The sequence below is a fragment of the Agrobacterium tumefaciens genome (genome assembly GCA_025559845.1).
In the GTDB taxonomy this organism is placed as follows: Bacteria; Pseudomonadota; Alphaproteobacteria; order Rhizobiales; family Rhizobiaceae; genus Agrobacterium.
In genome coordinates, this window is the sequence record CP048471.1 from 1 (window position 1) to 16,253 (window position 16,253).

Annotated in this window: 21 protein-coding genes and 1 pseudogene; 11 read left to right on the forward strand and 11 right to left on the reverse strand. The window is 54.2% G+C overall.

All coding sequences use genetic code 11. From position 1 onward, the window contains the following. Positions 1-8: 8 nt before the first annotated feature. The gene (locus FY156_27260; GenBank protein UXS05277.1) at positions 9-392 is read right to left on the reverse strand and encodes a hypothetical protein; all 384 of its coding nucleotides are present in this window, start codon (positions 390-392) and stop codon (positions 9-11) included. Positions 393-832: 440 nt separating this feature from the next. On the opposite strand from FY156_27260, the gene FY156_27265 reads away from it, so the two are divergent. Then, positions 833-1,450, forward strand: coding sequence for a DUF159 family protein (locus tag FY156_27265; GenBank protein ID UXS05603.1), 618 nt, complete (start codon positions 833-835; stop codon positions 1,448-1,450). A gap of 27 nt (positions 1,451-1,477) precedes the next feature. Next, on the forward strand, positions 1,478-2,128 hold the full coding sequence (locus FY156_27270; protein UXS05278.1) for a DUF159 family protein: 651 nt from the start codon (positions 1,478-1,480) through the stop codon (positions 2,126-2,128). A gap of 350 nt (positions 2,129-2,478) precedes the next feature. Here the strand turns inward: FY156_27270 and FY156_27275 are convergent, their stop codons facing one another. Together FY156_27275 and FY156_27280 are read right to left on the reverse strand one after the other, a co-directional pair. Beyond that, a complete protein-coding gene (locus FY156_27275; GenBank protein ID UXS05279.1) occupies positions 2,479-2,796 on the reverse strand; it encodes an antibiotic biosynthesis monooxygenase in 318 nt (105 codons plus the stop codon). Then, on the reverse strand, positions 2,793-3,590 hold the full coding sequence (locus FY156_27280; GenBank protein UXS05280.1) for a helix-turn-helix transcriptional regulator: 798 nt from the start codon (positions 3,588-3,590) through the stop codon (positions 2,793-2,795). The genes FY156_27275 and FY156_27280 overlap by 4 nt, the downstream gene beginning before the upstream one ends. A gap of 132 nt (positions 3,591-3,722) precedes the next feature. Here FY156_27280 and FY156_27285 point away from each other — a divergent pair, with 132 nt between their 5' ends. Together FY156_27285 and FY156_27290 are read left to right on the forward strand one after the other, a co-directional pair. Further along, entirely contained in the window at positions 3,723-4,082 is a 360-nt protein-coding gene (locus FY156_27285) for a nuclear transport factor 2 family protein (protein ID UXS05281.1), read from the forward strand. Between the two features lie 165 nt (positions 4,083-4,247). Beyond that, entirely contained in the window at positions 4,248-5,087 is an 840-nt protein-coding gene (locus FY156_27290; GenBank protein ID UXS05282.1) for an SDR family NAD(P)-dependent oxidoreductase, read from the forward strand. A 5-nt stretch (positions 5,088-5,092) separates the two neighbouring features. Here FY156_27290 and FY156_27295 read toward each other — a convergent pair whose 3' ends face one another. The 3 genes from FY156_27295 to FY156_27305 all read right to left on the reverse strand — a co-directional run bounded on the left by FY156_27295 (position 5,093) and on the right by FY156_27305 (position 6,351). Next, positions 5,093-5,275, reverse strand: a complete 183-nt coding sequence (locus FY156_27295; GenBank protein ID UXS05283.1) for a hypothetical protein — start codon at positions 5,273-5,275, stop codon at positions 5,093-5,095. A 173-nt stretch (positions 5,276-5,448) separates the two neighbouring features. Continuing rightward, positions 5,449-5,880, reverse strand: coding sequence for an OsmC family protein (locus FY156_27300; protein UXS05284.1), 432 nt, complete (start codon positions 5,878-5,880; stop codon positions 5,449-5,451). 66 nt (positions 5,881-5,946) lie between these two features. Beyond that, positions 5,947-6,351: a hypothetical protein gene (locus FY156_27305; protein ID UXS05285.1), complete on the reverse strand. Its 405-nt coding sequence runs from the start codon at positions 6,349-6,351 to the stop codon at positions 5,947-5,949. A 37-nt stretch (positions 6,352-6,388) separates the two neighbouring features. Between FY156_27305 and FY156_27310 the strand changes: the two genes are divergently transcribed. The 5 genes and pseudogenes from FY156_27310 to FY156_27330 all read left to right on the forward strand — a co-directional run bounded on the left by FY156_27310 (position 6,389) and on the right by FY156_27330 (position 9,964). Next, positions 6,389-6,751 carry a hypothetical protein gene (locus tag FY156_27310; GenBank protein ID UXS05286.1) on the forward strand — a complete coding sequence of 121 codons (363 nt, stop codon included), beginning with the start codon at positions 6,389-6,391 and terminating at the stop codon, positions 6,749-6,751. Between the two features lie 374 nt (positions 6,752-7,125). After that, the gene (locus tag FY156_27315) at positions 7,126-7,785 is read left to right on the forward strand and encodes a porin family protein (protein UXS05287.1); all 660 of its coding nucleotides are present in this window, start codon (positions 7,126-7,128) and stop codon (positions 7,783-7,785) included. Between the two features lie 257 nt (positions 7,786-8,042). Beyond that, a pseudogene (locus tag FY156_27320) lies at positions 8,043-8,216 on the forward strand (hypothetical protein). Positions 8,217-8,584: 368 nt separating this feature from the next. Beyond that, positions 8,585-9,118 (forward strand): cytochrome b, encoded by a 534-nt coding sequence (locus tag FY156_27325; GenBank protein ID UXS05288.1) that lies wholly within the window; start codon positions 8,585-8,587, stop codon positions 9,116-9,118. Positions 9,119-9,130: 12 nt separating this feature from the next. Beyond that, positions 9,131-9,964 carry a RibD family protein gene (locus tag FY156_27330; protein ID UXS05289.1) on the forward strand — a complete coding sequence of 278 codons (834 nt, stop codon included), beginning with the start codon at positions 9,131-9,133 and terminating at the stop codon, positions 9,962-9,964. Here the strand turns inward: FY156_27330 and FY156_27335 are convergent. Genes FY156_27335 through FY156_27350 form a run of 4 tightly spaced genes read right to left on the reverse strand, consistent with a single transcriptional unit; the run spans position 9,893 to position 13,143 of the window. Beyond that, entirely contained in the window at positions 9,893-10,690 is a 798-nt protein-coding gene (locus FY156_27335; protein UXS05290.1) for a class I SAM-dependent methyltransferase, read from the reverse strand. The genes FY156_27330 and FY156_27335 overlap by 72 nt on opposite strands. Continuing rightward, on the reverse strand, positions 10,687-11,733 hold the full coding sequence (locus FY156_27340; protein UXS05291.1) for a glycosyltransferase family 4 protein: 1,047 nt from the start codon (positions 11,731-11,733) through the stop codon (positions 10,687-10,689). Before FY156_27340 ends, FY156_27335 begins: the two co-directional genes overlap by 4 nt. Continuing rightward, positions 11,730-12,128 carry a 6-carboxytetrahydropterin synthase gene (locus tag FY156_27345; protein ID UXS05292.1) on the reverse strand — a complete coding sequence of 133 codons (399 nt, stop codon included), beginning with the start codon at positions 12,126-12,128 and terminating at the stop codon, positions 11,730-11,732. Before FY156_27345 ends, FY156_27340 begins: the two co-directional genes overlap by 4 nt. A gap of 13 nt (positions 12,129-12,141) precedes the next feature. Beyond that, positions 12,142-13,143, reverse strand: a complete 1,002-nt coding sequence (locus tag FY156_27350) for a zinc-binding alcohol dehydrogenase (GenBank protein UXS05293.1) — start codon at positions 13,141-13,143, stop codon at positions 12,142-12,144. Between the two features lie 153 nt (positions 13,144-13,296). Here FY156_27350 and ribA point away from each other — a divergent pair, with 153 nt between their 5' ends. Both ribA and FY156_27360 read left to right on the forward strand, forming a co-directional pair. After that, on the forward strand, positions 13,297-14,403 hold the full coding sequence (ribA, locus tag FY156_27355) for a GTP cyclohydrolase II RibA (protein ID UXS05294.1): 1,107 nt from the start codon (positions 13,297-13,299) through the stop codon (positions 14,401-14,403). Positions 14,404-14,423: 20 nt separating this feature from the next. After that, entirely contained in the window at positions 14,424-15,188 is a 765-nt protein-coding gene (locus FY156_27360; protein ID UXS05295.1) for a CDP-alcohol phosphatidyltransferase family protein, read from the forward strand. A gap of 127 nt (positions 15,189-15,315) precedes the next feature. Here the strand turns inward: FY156_27360 and FY156_27365 are convergent, their stop codons facing one another. Then, a complete protein-coding gene (locus FY156_27365) occupies positions 15,316-16,233 on the reverse strand; it encodes a flippase-like domain-containing protein (GenBank protein UXS05604.1) in 918 nt (305 codons plus the stop codon). Between the last annotated feature and the right edge of the window lie 20 nt (positions 16,234-16,253).

Sequence of the window (16,253 nt, forward strand, 5' to 3'; positions counted from 1 at the left end):
TAACACCGTCACCGATGTCCTCCGAGGTGAGAAACCGAGTGAACGATGCGGTCGCCGACCTTTGTTGCCAAAAGCGGCACAGCGACGGCTCCGGGGGCTCCAAGCCTTAAACTGCTGAAGACCCGCCCCAGAACGAAGGTAGCGGCGGCAGTGGCGAATACCCGAAGCCATGGGTGGCGTTCCGGGGCAGGGGACGCTCGCCGCCGGACTGATATTGCTTCAACACGTCGTCGCAGCTCGTCGACGTCTCTCTGCAGCTCTTCGATTGCCAAGTGGAATTCGCTCTCGTCCTTCAGCGGTGGATGGTCCGCAGCAGAATCGTCATCAAGTTCGGCAAGACGCTCGCGAAGTTCGGCCGGGTCTTTGAAGCCGCGCGTTTTGATGTTGGTCATAAGATTACCTCGTAGGTGGACAGGGACGAATTCGCAGGCTTATTGGAAAATCATCTCTCGCTCAGAACGGACCGACTGGAGTCTGCTGACCAACTCACCGGTCTTTCTGATCGTCGCGCAATGGACAACGCTTCAGCATCTTTTCGATCGATTTCCTGTCGCCGCCGAACCGATCCAAAATCTCCGCGGCTTTCTGCAAGCTCAATGCATAAACAGACTGCAGTTTCTCGATCGTGTATGGCTCTGGATTTGCGGTTTTCACTTGAGCCTCCTTTCAAGGAGTAAAATGCACGGTCCCGATTTCGGGTTCCATTGCCGCAGATGATCCACGATGTTTTGTCGGAAGGGTCACAAGTGGCGATCTTGCCTCATCGCGACGCTTACTTAAAATAGGTCTGGGAGGATCGTCTGTGTCCAGACTGTTTGCGATCACGAAGACCATGCCGGAAATCGTCGAACACTTTTGTGTCGATGTTGCCTCCGCATTGAACGTGCCCAGTGAAACTGTGGAAGCTGCCGATGGCCTGATCGTATTCGAGAAGGATGGTCTGCGACATCTCAAGGCGATCCCCTGGGGGTTCCCACGCAAGACACGGGAGGGTCCGCCAAGCAGGCTCGGCCTTGTCGCGGACCTGACAAACCCGATGTGGGAGCGAATGGTTGTCGAACCTCGGTACCGTTGCCTGATCCCGCTTACCCATTTTGCCGAGCCCGACGGTGCGAAAGGGTCAAAAACGAGAACATGGTTCTCGCTCCATCGTCAGCCACTGATGGCCTGGGCAGGCTTCTGCCGGAACACTCCGGAGTTCGGGCCTGTCTTCGCCGGTATGACCGGAGAGGCAAACGACAAGGTGCGGCCGCTGAACGACCGCATGCCTGTCCTGTTGAGGCCTGAAGAGTACGATCGATGGCTCCATGGGGATATCACCGACGTGATATGGTTCCAGTTCCGCGATCCGCCGCCTTCAGAGGAGTTTGAAGCACTTTATACGCGCGATCGCTGGCAGAGCGGAACGCCGACTGACAAAGCCATGCTTCGGCGCGTTAGCGACACATAGTCTAGCAAGAAGTTGGGGAGGCCATGTATGTGTAACTTGTACACCGTCCGCAAATCTGCTGCCGAGGTTGCCGCACATTTTCGCGTGCCGAACCCGATGCAATCGAATGCGCCCGATGAGGTTTATCCGGGAACACCCGGGATGGTGGTTACGGAGGCTGATGGTGTCCGTGAGCTGCGGTCGATGACATGGGGCTTCCCTTTGAGGCTGAGAGGGATGAAACCTGAAGCGAAGCCAAAACCCGTCAACAACATTGCCGATCTGTCAAAACCGATGTGGGTTGGACTTGCTCGCAAACCGCAGTGGCGCTGCCTGATACCCGTTACCGCCTTTGCAGAGGCAGAAGGTCCAAAGGGTGCCAGGACACGCACCTGGTTCAGCCTGACCGATCAGCCGGTCTTTGCCTGGGCGGGGCTTTGGCGCGTCAGTGACGAGTGGGGTCCTGTCTACTCCGGGGTGATGACTGCTGCGAACGAATTCGTATCGCCCGTGCATGACCGAATGCCAGTCTTACTTCTACAGGAGGAACAAGAGCGTTGGTTGCACGGAAGTTACGACGAAGCATTATCGCTCCAGTCGCGTGTCTTTCCGAACCATTTAATGGCCGTTGCGCGTACGTCGGAGCTCTGGGTGAATCGGAAGGGATCGACGGACCTGGAAGAACCTCTTCTCATTTGATGCGCCCCGTAAATTCTCTGATCTTGCGTAGCTCTAGCCGCATAAAAGCAGCTGTCCTTTACCCGAGGCTCGATGCCAGCAATAAAAACTCGATGCCTATATCCCATCGACATATTCCTCTGCCTTATCCCTTTCTCAAGGGGCATTTGCAGAGACAAGAGAGGCAAGACGTAGAACAGGGCGCGCACGTGACTCCATGCAGGGAACGGCAAGCTGACGATTGAGCTTTCTCACCCAACCTCGCCGAGGTTTAGGCAACGTTCTCCGTATACGAGAACTCCAAACCGACAATTATCTGAGGACATCCGAGAAAAATGATGGCACGCGCTTCAGGGACGGACTGCCACTGCCTACATCTCTGATATGGATCTATCGTCGCGGATCTTATGCCAAACAGAAATCTCCCTCTCCTTTGAAAGAAGCTCGGGAAGTGCGGAATTCCATTCATGCCGATAAGGCCGTGCAAGCTGCACATTGAGGACATCGTCGTGGCTGACCCAGGTCTCGTGCAGCAGAAAGATGTTACTGTGTTCGGGATCAACATGCAGTGCACCGTCTATGAACATGGTCTCGTTTCGCATGGAGTCGAGTAAGGTGTTCAGCAAGGTGAGAAAGCGTGCGCTCTCATCGGGCTTTACATTGAACTTTATTAAATATGTTACGCTCATCGGGACGTATCCTTTTCAGGGTGCAGGAGGGCATCGCGGGTTTCTTGGTCGGCCGGATAAAAACACTCCATCGCCAGTTCCGAAACCGTGACGCTCGTCGCGGTACTGAAGACGGTGGTGGTGGAGATAAACCGCATCACCCTATCGCTTCCTGGCATCCGCAGTTCAAGAGGAACGGCAAGCATGGGATCCGTTGAGATATTGGGGTGTGGCCGTTGATTGTTCTTCGCAGAGAGTGCGATGAGTTCTGAACGGAGTTCAGACAGGAATGGATCACCCGATCCGTCAAACTGCTGTTGTAACCTCTCTAAAACGTGGTGACGCCATTCCACCAGGTTGACGATCCTTGGTGCGAGCCCCTGCGGATGAAAGCTTATCCGCAGCACATTGAGGGGAGGGGCGAGCAAGGCTGGATCAATCTCCTGGAAAAGTTGGGCCGCCGCCGCATTGGCCTGTACCAGTGTCCAGTGACGATCAATTGTAATCGCAGGAAAGGGCAGGTGGCCGTCGAGGACAGTTTGAACTGTCGTCCGGATGGTCGCCATTTCCGGCGCATCATAGGACGGTTCCTCGTAAGCTGGCGCGTAACCCGCAGACAACATCAACCGATTGGAGGCTCGAAGTGGCATGGCAAGTTGCTCGGCGAGCTTCGCCAGCAGATCGCGGCTTGGAGACGCGCGACCGCTCTCGACAAAGCTCAGATGCCTCGCCGAGATCTCCGCCAAAAGTGCAAGGTCAAGCTGGCTCATGCGGCGTCTCGAACGCCATTCGCGCAAAACATCCCCAACGTTCATTTCGTTTGCCTCTGATCGGTTCATGTCCCGAGAATAGCAAAGATAGAACGCGATGCGATTACCTCCGAGGTAATTGTCTCAAGTCTGATCGCGGCACAAATTGAGGCATTGCTAGCCGAAAGGAACACCACGATGCCTGATCATGACATCATCGCAAACGCGTATGTCGCTCTCTGGAATGAGGCCGATGAAGCGGCGCGTTTGCAAACTCTCAAGAAGGAATGGACGTCGGACGCTGTCTACACCGACCCCCTGATGCGTGCCGAAGGCTTGGAAAACGTTTCAAAGATGATAGGCGCTGTGCAAAGTCGTTTTCCCAAGCATCGCTTTCAACTGTTTGGGGTACCTGACGGATATGGCTCCGTTGTTCGTTTCTCCTGGAACCTTCTGACTGCGGACGATCAACACGTAGTCCGTGGGACGGATATTGCCCAGCTCGACGAAAACAGGCGTATTCGAGGCGTCATCGGGTTCATTGAAAATGTGATTTAACCAACTACAGCGGATCGGTGACGCGGTTGAAACCTAAGTACAAAGAAGACGGACATACATCTACTTCTTTGGAACTGAGCAGGTTTGGTCTCATTATGCGCGTCGCCTTTCCTTTACGGCCAAGCGCGTTCTGTTTTACGTTTGTTGTGGTCGGGGAGGATGGATATGACGATTGTTGCGTTGGTGACGGGAGCTAGTCGTGGAATTGGAAGGGGCGTCGCATTGGCGCTGCTCGGGGAGGGGGCGACCGTACACGTGAGTGCGAGGACGTTCACCGAGTCCGAAGCGCATGTGCATCCACAAGGTGGGGGGTCTCTCGAAAGTCTTGCCGAAGAGGCATCGGTTCTTCCTGGAAATCTCTTTATTCACCGCTGTGATCATTCTGATGACCAGGAGACTATTGCGCTGATCGGCGATGTTGTCCGGCAACATGGTGGTATAGATATCCTCGTCAACAACGCTTGGCCCGGCTACGAGCGCATGGTGGATGGAACGAAATTCACCTGGTGCCAGCCTTTCTGGGAACAGCCGCTCTGGCGCTGGAACGCCATGATCGATGTGGGGGTCCGCTCAGCTTTTATCGCGACGAGCGCAGCCGCACCCTCGATGATTGAAAGAAGGCAAGGCCTAATCGTCAACATCTCGTTCTGGGCTGCAGAGCTTTACGAGGGCAATGTGATATACGGTGTTGCGAAGGCTGCGGCGAACAAGCTTGCTGCAGATTTTGCGCACGATTTGAAGCCCTACGGTGTCTCAGCGGTGGCGCTCTACCCTAGCCTTGTCCGGACTGAAGCGGTCCTGCGTGCTGCTGAATTCCTGGACCTCTCGAATTCTGAATCGCCCCAGTTTATTGGGCGTGTCATTGCGGCACTATGGAAGGACAGCAACCTTGCTGAAAAGTCAGGCAACGTTCTAGTGGCAGCAGCATTGGCACAGGATTACGGCATTACCGACGTCGATGGGCAACGACCAATTCCGTTGATGCGAGAAAACTTCAGGAAATGAGAGCGTCAATTGAACATATTATCCGAACGCATGGTCGTCGAAATCGACCAATACGCAGCGTTTTCAGCAGCAACTTGGACACGCAAACCCGAGCAAATTTGTCCTTGAGTTTTCTGAAGGCTGCTGTCGATAGCGCGCAGTGTATGGAGCGCGGAAACTGCTCCCGCGTTCGTCAAAATGCTGGTCATTTTTGCTAGTCTTAAAGTTGTAATTATGTCCTCCATAGGCAACTAGAGTTGCGGTGCTAAAGCGGAAATGTGCTTCACTTACAGTTAACTCACGGAGGAGCTTGCGACACCGCTTACGTTGGGGTGGAAGCCTGCTTCACGGGCAGGCATCCAATATCAATATGAAGTTTCGGCTATGATAAAGACACCTCCAGGCTGATCGGCACTGCAGTCAGAGCCTTTGAGACCGGGCACCCCTCCTTTGCCTTGTTGGCGAGTTCAGTGAACACGGCTTGATCGGCATTCGGAACCTCACCGCGAAGGCTCAAGGCGATTGAAGTGATCTCAAAACCGTCGCCGACTTTGTCAAGGGACACCACGGCTGTTGTATCGAGACTGGTTGCAGTCAATCCGGCTTCTCCGAGTATTTTTGAAAGGGCCATGGTGAAGCACGCAGCGTGGGCTGCACCTATCAACTCTTCCGGGTTCGTTCCCTTTGAGCCTTCAAAACGAGTGTTGAAACCGTAAGGATGCGAGCTAAGAGCGCCGCTCTGCGTCGATATTTCGCCTTTTCCGTCTTTGATGCCGCCCGTCCAGTGGGCCGAACCGTTCTTTTGTATCGCCATGATAATAGTTCCTGAGTTTGAGTGGATAGTAATCGCCGGGTGGCGGGCGGGAAGGTTTGATAGCTTTTATTTTGAATATCGACCTAGAGACCCTAAGGCGGATGAGAGATGCCTACTCGTAAGCTCGCGACCTTGATCTCTGGCAATTTCAAGGGCGTTTTCGATGTAGAGCATCAAGGGGTCGGGAGGTTGATCTTTGCTGTCGACGTTAAGAATAACCGAGCCGCTGTAGTAAGAAGGTATGCCCTCTGCGTCGCGAAAACATGTCCCAATGCTGGTCAGGGACTTAATTGTCATGCTGACGCTTTTTATGCCGTAGTGTAACGGAGCTGGCTCATCACCCAGAAGAACAGGATGAATTTGTTCGGCCAGTGGGCCCCGGTCGTCGAGTAGAACGAGTTCCAGTATCCTTTCCACCGGAACGCCCTTGGCAATCTCTTCGGGTGCGATTTCATAGATCTGCGCGAACACACTGTCGCCAAACACCAAGTTCCTAGGGACGTCCCAAGTGAAAAACCCGACAGGTGACGGAACATCGTCTTGTGATGAGAACAATGACGTGGTGTGCATGTCTGAAACAACGCAAAACGTCATCTTAGGTTTCAACTTCATTCACCAAATTAGCGCTGAAATTGCCCATGCTCTACGGATCGTTCGTGAAAGCGGGCGCAACCGCACTGACGCTTACCCACCACTATTTTGCTTGATACCCTTCTTTGAAAGCGATCGCTTTGGGTCGTTTGAATGCTCGAGATCAGCTGTTTGCTCTCTACGGCGCGAAACCCTCTCCATTTTTTCTGCTGCCCTCTTGGCCGCATCAAATGCTTTCGATTTTCCGGGTGAATACTTCTCTTCTCCCAAGCTTTTCTGACCGCGGTATCGGATTTCGATGTTGCCAGGAACGCAGCCTAGCGACCGGTTGATTGGCGCGAGATTAGCAGGCTTGATTGCTGTTGGTTGCTTGCCTCGGCACTAGCTATCCTCGATCAATATCCACGCTTCAGGAACGAGCCAAGTATTTTGAGCGCTATTTGTCATGCTGAGTTCGTGTTGAGCGCTATTTTATTACGCACAACTCTTCGGGCGACCGAAGCGGATTTGCTCTGCGATTGAGAGTTATTCCAGAACAACAGTCGATGACGTTTACGTGATTTAACGTCTGCTCTGCGCGCGTTGCAAAAATACTACATCATTTTTTGCCGAAAGGAATATTAATGATCCCTCATGTAAGGGAGTTCTAGGACTATGAAAAAGTTCGTATCGACTATCGCATTCGTGCTGGCAGCATCCACCGCTATGGCGGCCGACGCTGTTTTGGACGTTCCCCCAGCACCGGTCGCGGACGTTGCTCCTGCGTTTAGCTGGACCGGCTTTACGGCTGGTGTTCAGGGTGGCTATGGCTGGAACAACAATGATGTTTCGGTTGGCGGTATTGCAGGTGAAACTTCTGCAGATTTTGACGGCGCGATTGCTGGCGGCTTCGTTGGCTTCAACTACGATCTCGGCAATAGCTGGGTAGTTGGTATTGAAGCTGACTTCGAAAAGAACTGGGGCGATGACTCCGCCACGCTCTTTGGAACGTCACTCGATTATGGTTTCGATTGGCAGGGTTCGGTTCGTGGCCGCGTCGGCTATGCGTTTGATCGCGCTCTTATCTACGGTACAGCTGGCTGGGCCTATGCCCGCGGTTATGCGGAAGTTCCTGGCGTGATCGAAGAGAAGGAAACCTTCAACGGTTACACACTCGGTGTTGGTCTTGATTACGCATTTACCGAGATGGTCTTCGGTCGTCTTGAGTACCGTTACACCGACTTTGGTGACAAGGACTTCAATCTTGGCGGTGCCACGCTCAACTCCGACGTTGACCAGCACGCCATTCGCGTTGGTCTCGGCGTGAAGTTCTAAAATTCAGGATTTTTGGACAAGCAGGAAGCCCGGTTTCAAAGCCGGGCTTTTTGTTTATTTGCCTCCGGGCAATGTGACATGCTGCGCTGGTTCGGCTGGACGCTGCTGCCAAAAAATATAGGCAAAAAGACGCCCGACAAACGCATTACCCACAGTCTGCACGTCGCCTCGATCTGAAATCAAGTGCCGCAAACTTGTCGTATACCGGACGGCCTGCCAAGTTCGCGCCATAAACTTCCTGAAGTTCTTTGTCGCCTATGCCGCCCGTATCAAAGGTCGTGGAGTTGCTGCAGGACGTCGACGCCAGTTTCCGGCCCGTTGCACATAGATCGGGATTAGTGGCTTCGGCGGCATTTCAGAATGCCGACTGCTACAGGGTGGAATTCTTGACATCTAACCGCGGCTCGGACGACTACATGGCGCGCGGGGCAGAAAGCGACCATAGTGCTGCTGAACGACATCGGGCGTTCGGGGAGGACCGTAAAATTCAACCATGCGTTTTTTGCTCACGGGGCCCGTCACAATTCTATTCCACTTGGTAACTAAGCCATTCTGCGACATTTCCTTCAAAGCGGATTTTGCTTGCTAATTTGTGGCTTATGATCTGAGAATCTGATGGCATCGAGGTAGGTGGACCTCCAGATCTATCCGACATGCGAAACGTTTAGCGTGAGGGGTAGTGCAAACGCAATTTGATTACTGCGGCACGGCAAGCCCCAATTGACTCACATTCGAGTTCACAATCATCGTATATTTTTGCTCACTCCAATGTCTTCAACACGATGTACGGGGAAAAGAGATGAACTCTAGTCCTGAGGCGGAAGTAGCAAGATATAGTCGGGCGGCTAGGATGCTACATTGGATCGTGGCGCTACTTGTTTTCGTGACGTGGCCAATGGGTCTGATGATCGAGTTCGCCAAAGATGAGGTGAAGCTCGATTTTTATCTCGTGCATGAAAGCGTTGGCTTTCTTGTATTCTGGTTCATGCTGCTCAGGATTGGAGCGAAGTTTTATCAGTCCGCTCCTGCTTTAGCCGGGACGACGTTGGAGCGCATGGCGGCGCACACGGTTCATGGGCTGATCTACATCTTTCTGATCATCATGCCCGTCTCCGGCTTTTTAGCCACCAACGCACACGGTTTTCCGTTGCAATGGTTCGGGGTGATCCCGATCTGGAGCCCGCTTGGGAAATCGCCGGAGATCGCACCAACATTTTCAATGATTCACGAGTGGAGCGCGTGGATCGTTTTGGGCCTGTTCGCGTTACATATGCTGGCAGTGATTTTCCATCATCTGATCCGCCGAGATGCCACGCTTTACCGAATTCTTTAGACAGGGACGCCAATGCGCAACCTCAATGTAACGGACAGGCTTTGGACGAGGCTCCTTTCGATCAGCGAAGGGAAAGACGCACTTCGGAGAAGGGAGGCCGATCCGGCATTCTCGCTTTATGGCCCAATCGCTTCGGCAAAGGACCGGTTTGTCCTTGCGCAGGTTGGCCAGTCTCTTGACGGCCGTGTCGCAACCCCAAGCGGGGATGCTCGCGACATTTCCGGACCAGACGGGCTTGTGCACCTTCACCGTTGCCGCGCCCTTGTTGATGCGGTCATTGTTGGTATCGGAACCGTGAGGAATGACAATCCACGACTTTCAGTGCGGGAAGTGAAAGGCCCAAGTCCTGTCAGGGTGGTTATCGACTGTCGAAGCGAACTGACCGGGACAGAGGGCATGTTTCATGATGGCGGAGCGCCGGTTATCATTTTTCAGGGCGACGACGCACTGAAGTTGGATTATCCCGCCGACGTCATCAGGCTGAAACGAGGTCCTTGTGGCTTGGCTCCTCAGGAGATCCTTGACTGTCTCGCCGAGCGAGGATTAAAGCGCGTCCTTGTCGAGGGTGGCGCAAAAACAATCGCCCGTTTCATCGACGCCAACCTCGTCGATCATCTCCACGTCGCCATTTCACCTTTGATCATCGGGTCCGGGCCGTGCGGCATATCCTTGACGCCGATTGCGAAACTCTGCAACGCGCACCGCCCTACGGCTGAAATATACGCGCTTGGGAGCGACGTGCTTTTCGACTGCAGCCTGAAAACGGACACTCCTTCAATTGCGGGGAAGAGCAAGAAAATCCGTGTGCCCGACGATGCAGAGGCTGCCATCCATGCCAATTTTTAAACCACGAAAGTCTAGCCAATCCTTGAACGAGGCCTCATCGACGTTGCCGATTTCCAAGATTGGCCGTTGAAGCCCCGCCAGAAATTCTCTCTGCAGTTCGGCTGATGATGGGCCAAGGCGCCAGGCGCTGTCGGCGGTAATGACTGTGAAACCAGATGTTTTGCATAGAGTGGAGAGATACGCTGTCGCATCTGGTCCAAGGGCCGGACCGAACCCCTTGTCTGATCGCTGATGCCGATTGAAGTCTTCAACCACCTGCTCGTCCAGCGGATGCGTGATTGACCATTTCATAACGCCATCATAGTTGAGAGCCGCATATAGTCCGATCTGTCTACTCGCCAGCCGCTCTAAGAAGAGTTCGCTAAAATCGGTCGAACAAAGGTCGAAAAGGGCCGATGCTGTGACGATCGTGACGCCATCCAGAAGGGTTTCGTCAAAACGATTCAGATCCTGGCAACGGAATTCAATATTCTCATTGCTTCCGATCCGGCGATGGGCCTCCTCCAGCAAGGCGGGTGCATAATCGACAAGCTTCCACCTGTAGGTCGGAAGGAGGGGTGAGAGCGTTCGATAGGTTGATCCCGTGCCGCATCCTATGTCCATGATCAGTCGCGGTTGTGGGCGTGCATTCAGATGCTGGCGTACTCTTTCAAGCAGAGGTTTTGCTCTAGCAGCACAGTCGGCCGGTTCTCGAAGTTCCAGCCAATTCTTGTCAAAGCCGCTCATGCTGACACTTTCAAAATTTGCGAGATGATTTCTGACGTGTCCGACCATTCAGGCAGCAATGCGCCGGCTTGGCGGGCGGCCTCTGAGCGGCGACGACGTGCCTGAGGTTCGCTCAACAATGTTCTTAATGCGGATGCGAATGCCTCAACATCGTCCACGGGAACCAGGATGCCGGCGTCGTCGGGGACAACGTCTGGCACCGCGCCTGCCTTGCAGGCAACGATAGGCAAGCCATAAGAAAGGGCTTCGGCAAAGACCATGCCGTAACCCTCGTAGCGGCTAGCAAGCGCAAAGATATCAGCATTTTCGTAAGCCGAGGCCAGATCATCGCGCTCGCCACCAAGGACAACCCGATCAGAAAGTTTTAGAGTTTTGATTTTCTCCGCCAGTGCATCCGCGACAGCATGATCCAATTGTGGACTTCCGATGATCGTGGTTTGCCATGACAGATCAGAGACCTTTGCTAGCGCAGCGATCAAAATCTCATGTCCCTTGCGTTTGGTCAGTGAGCCGACAGACAAAATTTGCGGGATGTCGTTTTGCGCCTTGCGCACGTCCGGTGGCCTTTCCGTTCCCGGGACGGCAACTGTTATCTTGTTGGGCGCAACGCCGAAACTTCCCGAAAGTTCGGCAGCAGTCATGGTCGAGGTTACGATAACATGCTGTGTTGCGGCCAGTGCAGCTCTTTCGCTTTCCCGCAGTCGTGCTTGACGCTCCTCATCCAAACCGGTTTCGAGTGCCAGCGGGTGGTGAACTAACGCGATGATCCTGAGACGTTCGGCCTCCCGCTCCGCCCACGCATCCATAATCCCGAAGGCGAGGCCGTCAATCAGGACGAGTGCACCGTCTTGGAGAGCGGAAAGCTGTTTTTCGGCTTCTCTCAACGTTCGAGGGGAGGGCGATGGGAAACCGTCTCCAAGTGCAAGCAGGTCGACATCCCAGCCGAGCTGTCGAAGGCCCTTCACCAGTTCCCGGTCATAGCCGTATCCCCCGGTCCTGAGTTGAAGGTTTCCAGGATATGCAAAGGTGAGACTTGCCTTCAAAGGTCTGCCTCATACCATCCACGTGCGGCATGAGATTCATGCAAAGTAACTTTGAGGCGGGTGATCCGATGGCTGCCGGGGCCAAGGCGCTTTGCGGCGACCGCTGCTGCGAGTGCGTCGAAAATAAACTTTGCAATAACCTCCGTGGTGCTGACCTTGCCCTTGAAAAGATCAAGCTCATCGAGGTTCTGATAGTTCAGAGGTTTCAGCACCTGCGCGAGAACATTGGTTGCCGCGCCGATATCGACTGCCAAGCCGTCCTCGTCTACATCGCTTGTGAAAAAAGCTGCATCCACAACGAATGTTGCACCGTGCATGCCCTGGGCTGGTCCGAAGACAGGGCGGGGGAGACTGTGGGCGATCATGATGTGATCACGGACTTCGACTGCGAACATGGTCTCTCTTTCGTTAGTAGCGGATGCGATGGCAAAGCGTATCCTGTGATGTCAGGATACGCGGGTAAGCTGCGGAAAGCTCATCGAAGGCCGTCTCGCCGGTAATCAAGTGATCGAGTCGGTCGTCCTGTAACAGTTCCAGAGCCTTTCTCAGCCGCCGCCCGAAGGTCCAGCGCGTTCTACGAGATGCAGGAATGCACCCGACCTGCGAACTGATGAGGGAAAGGCGGTTAGAATGGAAAGCGCCTCCAAGAGAAAGCGACACAGCCTTGTCACCGTACCAGCTCGCTTCCACAATGCGCGCTTCTATGCTTGCATGATCGATCGCTTCTGACAAAGCGGCGCTGGATGCGGAGGCGTTGATGAGCACGTCATACTCGCCGCCCAGCTTGCCCGCGTCAACAAAGGCGATTTGCATGGCTCGCGCGAGTTCGCTTCGAGAACGATTGGTATCAACCAAGACGGTTTCCGTTCCCGCAATTCGACCGGAAAGGCTGGCAGCTAGCGTTCCGACGACACCGCCACCGAAGACTGCGACACGGTCACCGGGCTGAATAAGAGCATCCCATACAATGTTGAGGGCGGTTTCCATGTTTGCTGCAAGAACTGCACGTTGCGGCGGAAGGCCTTTCGGCAGCGGTGAAACCATGTCCCTTGTCGTGACGAAGAAATCCTGATGAGGGTGAAGGCAGAAGACAATTTCGCCAAGCAGGTCCTCTGGCCCTGCTTCAACACGGCCGACGCAGGCGTACCCGTACTTCACAGGAAACGGGAAATTACCACCCATATGGGGCCCGCGCATGCGATCGAACTCGCTCTGCGGCACAGCACCATTAAAGATGAGAGATTCGGTTCCACGGCTTATCCCGCTGTAGAGGCTTCGAACAAGCACCTCATTTTCCACTAGCGTTTCAATGGATTCCTCCCTCATGCCGCACCGCCCCTTGCCCTCAATCCAGAGCGCTCGGGATGATAGTGGAGCAGGAAAATGTGTCTTGCCGTCAGCAGATGCCAAAAGAGTGATCCTGATTAATGCACGTCACATGGAGCGTATTACCGCGTTGCGCGTTTTGTTCCGTCGATAGATCCAGATAATTTTTCGACTCCACCGAAGCACGCATAAGATTTCGTTCGTAAAATACAAAAACGTTCAGGGAGAGTATTCAAGATGTCGAATTCTGCCGAGCCAAATTTTCGGTTCAATACTCCGGAAATCCGAATTGAGCGTGCCATCGCGGAGCTTCGATATGGTCGACCAATTGTAATGTGGTCCAACGAGAGGAAGTTGGCAATCCTGGCTCTGGATGCCGTCGCACCTTCGCTATATGATCAATTTGCGATAGCGACCGCCAATAGCCACTCGCTTCTACTGACGGCACCACGGGCCAGTCGTCTCGGTATCCACGGTAATCGGGATATACTCACGCCGCTCGCAGGCGCCAGCTTCGAAGATGCTTCGCAGTTATCCTATGGTCTTGCCGCCGGGCAGCCCTCAAAGTGGGTTGAGGCTGATGACTTGGCGTCGCAGACGGCAGAGCTGGCGCGCATTGCCCTTCTTCTTCCCGCCATGGTGCTTGCAGATGTTTCCGCAAAGAGCGCAAGTTTCTCGGGATGCTGCGAATTGTCGATAGCCGATTTGAAGGGCGCAGGCGTTGCGCGCCAGCGTTTCGAAAAAGTCGTTCGGACGCGTGTTCCTCTCAGGGAGCTTGGAGATTGCGAGTTCGTGATTTTCCGTGGCGGGCTCGCACAAAAAGATCAGGTGGCAATCGTCGTCGGCACGCCGGATGTATCGGGCACCGTCCCAATTCGCATTCATTCGTCCTGCATTACGGGCGATCTTTTTGGCTCTCTTAAATGCGACTGCGGCGATCAGCTTCACAACGGGCTCTCTCTGCTAAAGCAGGCCGGGGGTGGCGTTCTCCTCTATCTCGATCAGGAGGGACGCGGTACGGGTATCGGCGCGAAAATGCGTGCTTACGGATATCAGCATCTTGGACTCGATACGATCGACGCTGACGCAGAACTTGGCCTCGCCGCAGATCATCGCCGTTATGAGGCAGCAGTTGCAATGCTTCGGCACATGAACATCAGGAAAGTTGCAGTCTTCACGAACAATCCGACTAAGATCAGCGCGCTCAAGGCTGGTGATATAGAAGTGGACGCGCGAGCTCCGGTTACAGGAACCGTAACGGCTGAAAACCAGAAATATCTACGAACCAAGATGCTTCGCGCTGGACATCTCTTGGACCTGGAAGCGCTGATTGCGGCGGAATAACGTCTGGCGGGGAGGACTGAATGGCTTTTACCCGTGGTGATCGGCCGAACAGAGTGGATGATCGCAAGTCACTCATTCAAAACACGCTCGCGAATATGGCATGTCTTATGCTGGGCACGACTATTGTGGCCGTAATCGTACGCCGGGAGTTATCCTTGGGCTGGGACTACGTGGCTGCCGCGACGCTGTCCCTTTGCTTTATCTTCGGCTTCGTCGTTTATCTTCTGCCGCGACACCCTCACCGCAATTTTGGCTACGCGAATTTGGTCACGGCGTTCCGAGCGTCGCTTGTAAGCCTTACCGCGGCGACGGTCGTTTGTTTCGAGACGCTTCACCAGGCAGATACGATACTCTGGATATTGGTGGGGGTCGTTGTCTTTTCGCTCACCCTTGATGGTATTGATGGCTATCTCGCTCGCAAATATGGACAGGAATCGGAGCTTGGCGCACGCTTCGATATGGAAGTGGATGCATTTCTTATCCTCATCCTTTCTGTGGCGGCAGCCATGCTCCAGAAAGCAGGGGCTTGGGTGCTCTTGATTGGCCTTATGCGCTATGCTTTCATAGCCGCAAGCTGGTTCATCGCGGCGCTTCGCGCTGATTTGCCTCCGTCTTTCAGGCGCAAGGTCGTTTGTGTGATACAGGTATTGACGTTATGTCTGATCCTGGTTCCTTCCGTCGACGTTCCGATATCGCACTATCTTGCGGCCATCTCTCTCGTCATGCTGACCATGTCTTTCGCTATGGACATCGTGTTCCTCCTGCGTAAACGAGTGGGCCCATGACCGTGTTCGCCATTTTTTCGGCGCCGGTCGATGCCGCGCGGTCTCTAAGGGTTGAGCCGCCGTTCTGTCGCTCAAGCGATTAACGACGCACAGAATCTCTGCTGATTTTGAGGAAAGCGTGTCTGCGTCATGCCTTGCCAGCTCGTTTCATCACTGCGGCGAGGGTAAGGAAGACAATGCCAGGCGCTGCACCGGCGAGACAGAGCCAACCATATGTGACGCTTGCAGCGAGGCCCTCGACTGATGAAAGACCGAGCGCTGGCCATAGTGCCATGGCCGCAGCTTCGCGGGTACCCCAGCCGCCAAATCCGGTTGGTATCAGCATTGCCAGCAAACAGAAGGGAATGATCGAGATACCCGCCAACCACGGTAGATTCGAGCCTGTTGCGTGTGCTGCGATAAAGAACGTCGCGATATATGCGAAAAGAATGATAGCGCTCATAAATAACTGAAGTAGCCATGCGTTGTGCCGGATGAAGGTATTGACAAGGTCTTCACGAAAGGCGCTCTCCGTTACCTCCTGCGTTTTAAACCACACGATTATTAGCAGGATTAACGCGCTTACCACGGCCACGAGGACGACGTGACGCCGGGTATTGCTGCCAGGATCGGCGTTCGTGATGTAGGGCCAGACAGACAGGCCGATGACAGCGACGACCGCAAGGGCGACCTGGCCGGAAAGCCTTTCAAAGATAACCGCTTTTGCGGGCTTTTTCCATCCGCCTGGCTCGTCGCCGCGCATCCTCCAAGCTCTAAGAACATCGCCACCCATGCCCCCAGGCAGGACCTGGTTCAGCAAGGTGGCGACATAGTACTCGCCTATTGCTTTGAAAGGAGTGATATCCTGGCCAAGGCGCATAGAGGTAAACCGCCACCGCAGCGCCGACAGCACGATTTGCACTTGCACCAGCAAGAGACCGCATATGGTCGCGTTCCAAGAAATGCGGGAAAGAGCTTGTTTGAGCGCCGTCAAATCCGTTTGAAAGATGATGCCGGAAAGGATCGCCAGCGCAACGACGGACACCAGTATTCGCAGTTTTCTCAAGCGAGTAGGGACCTGTATTT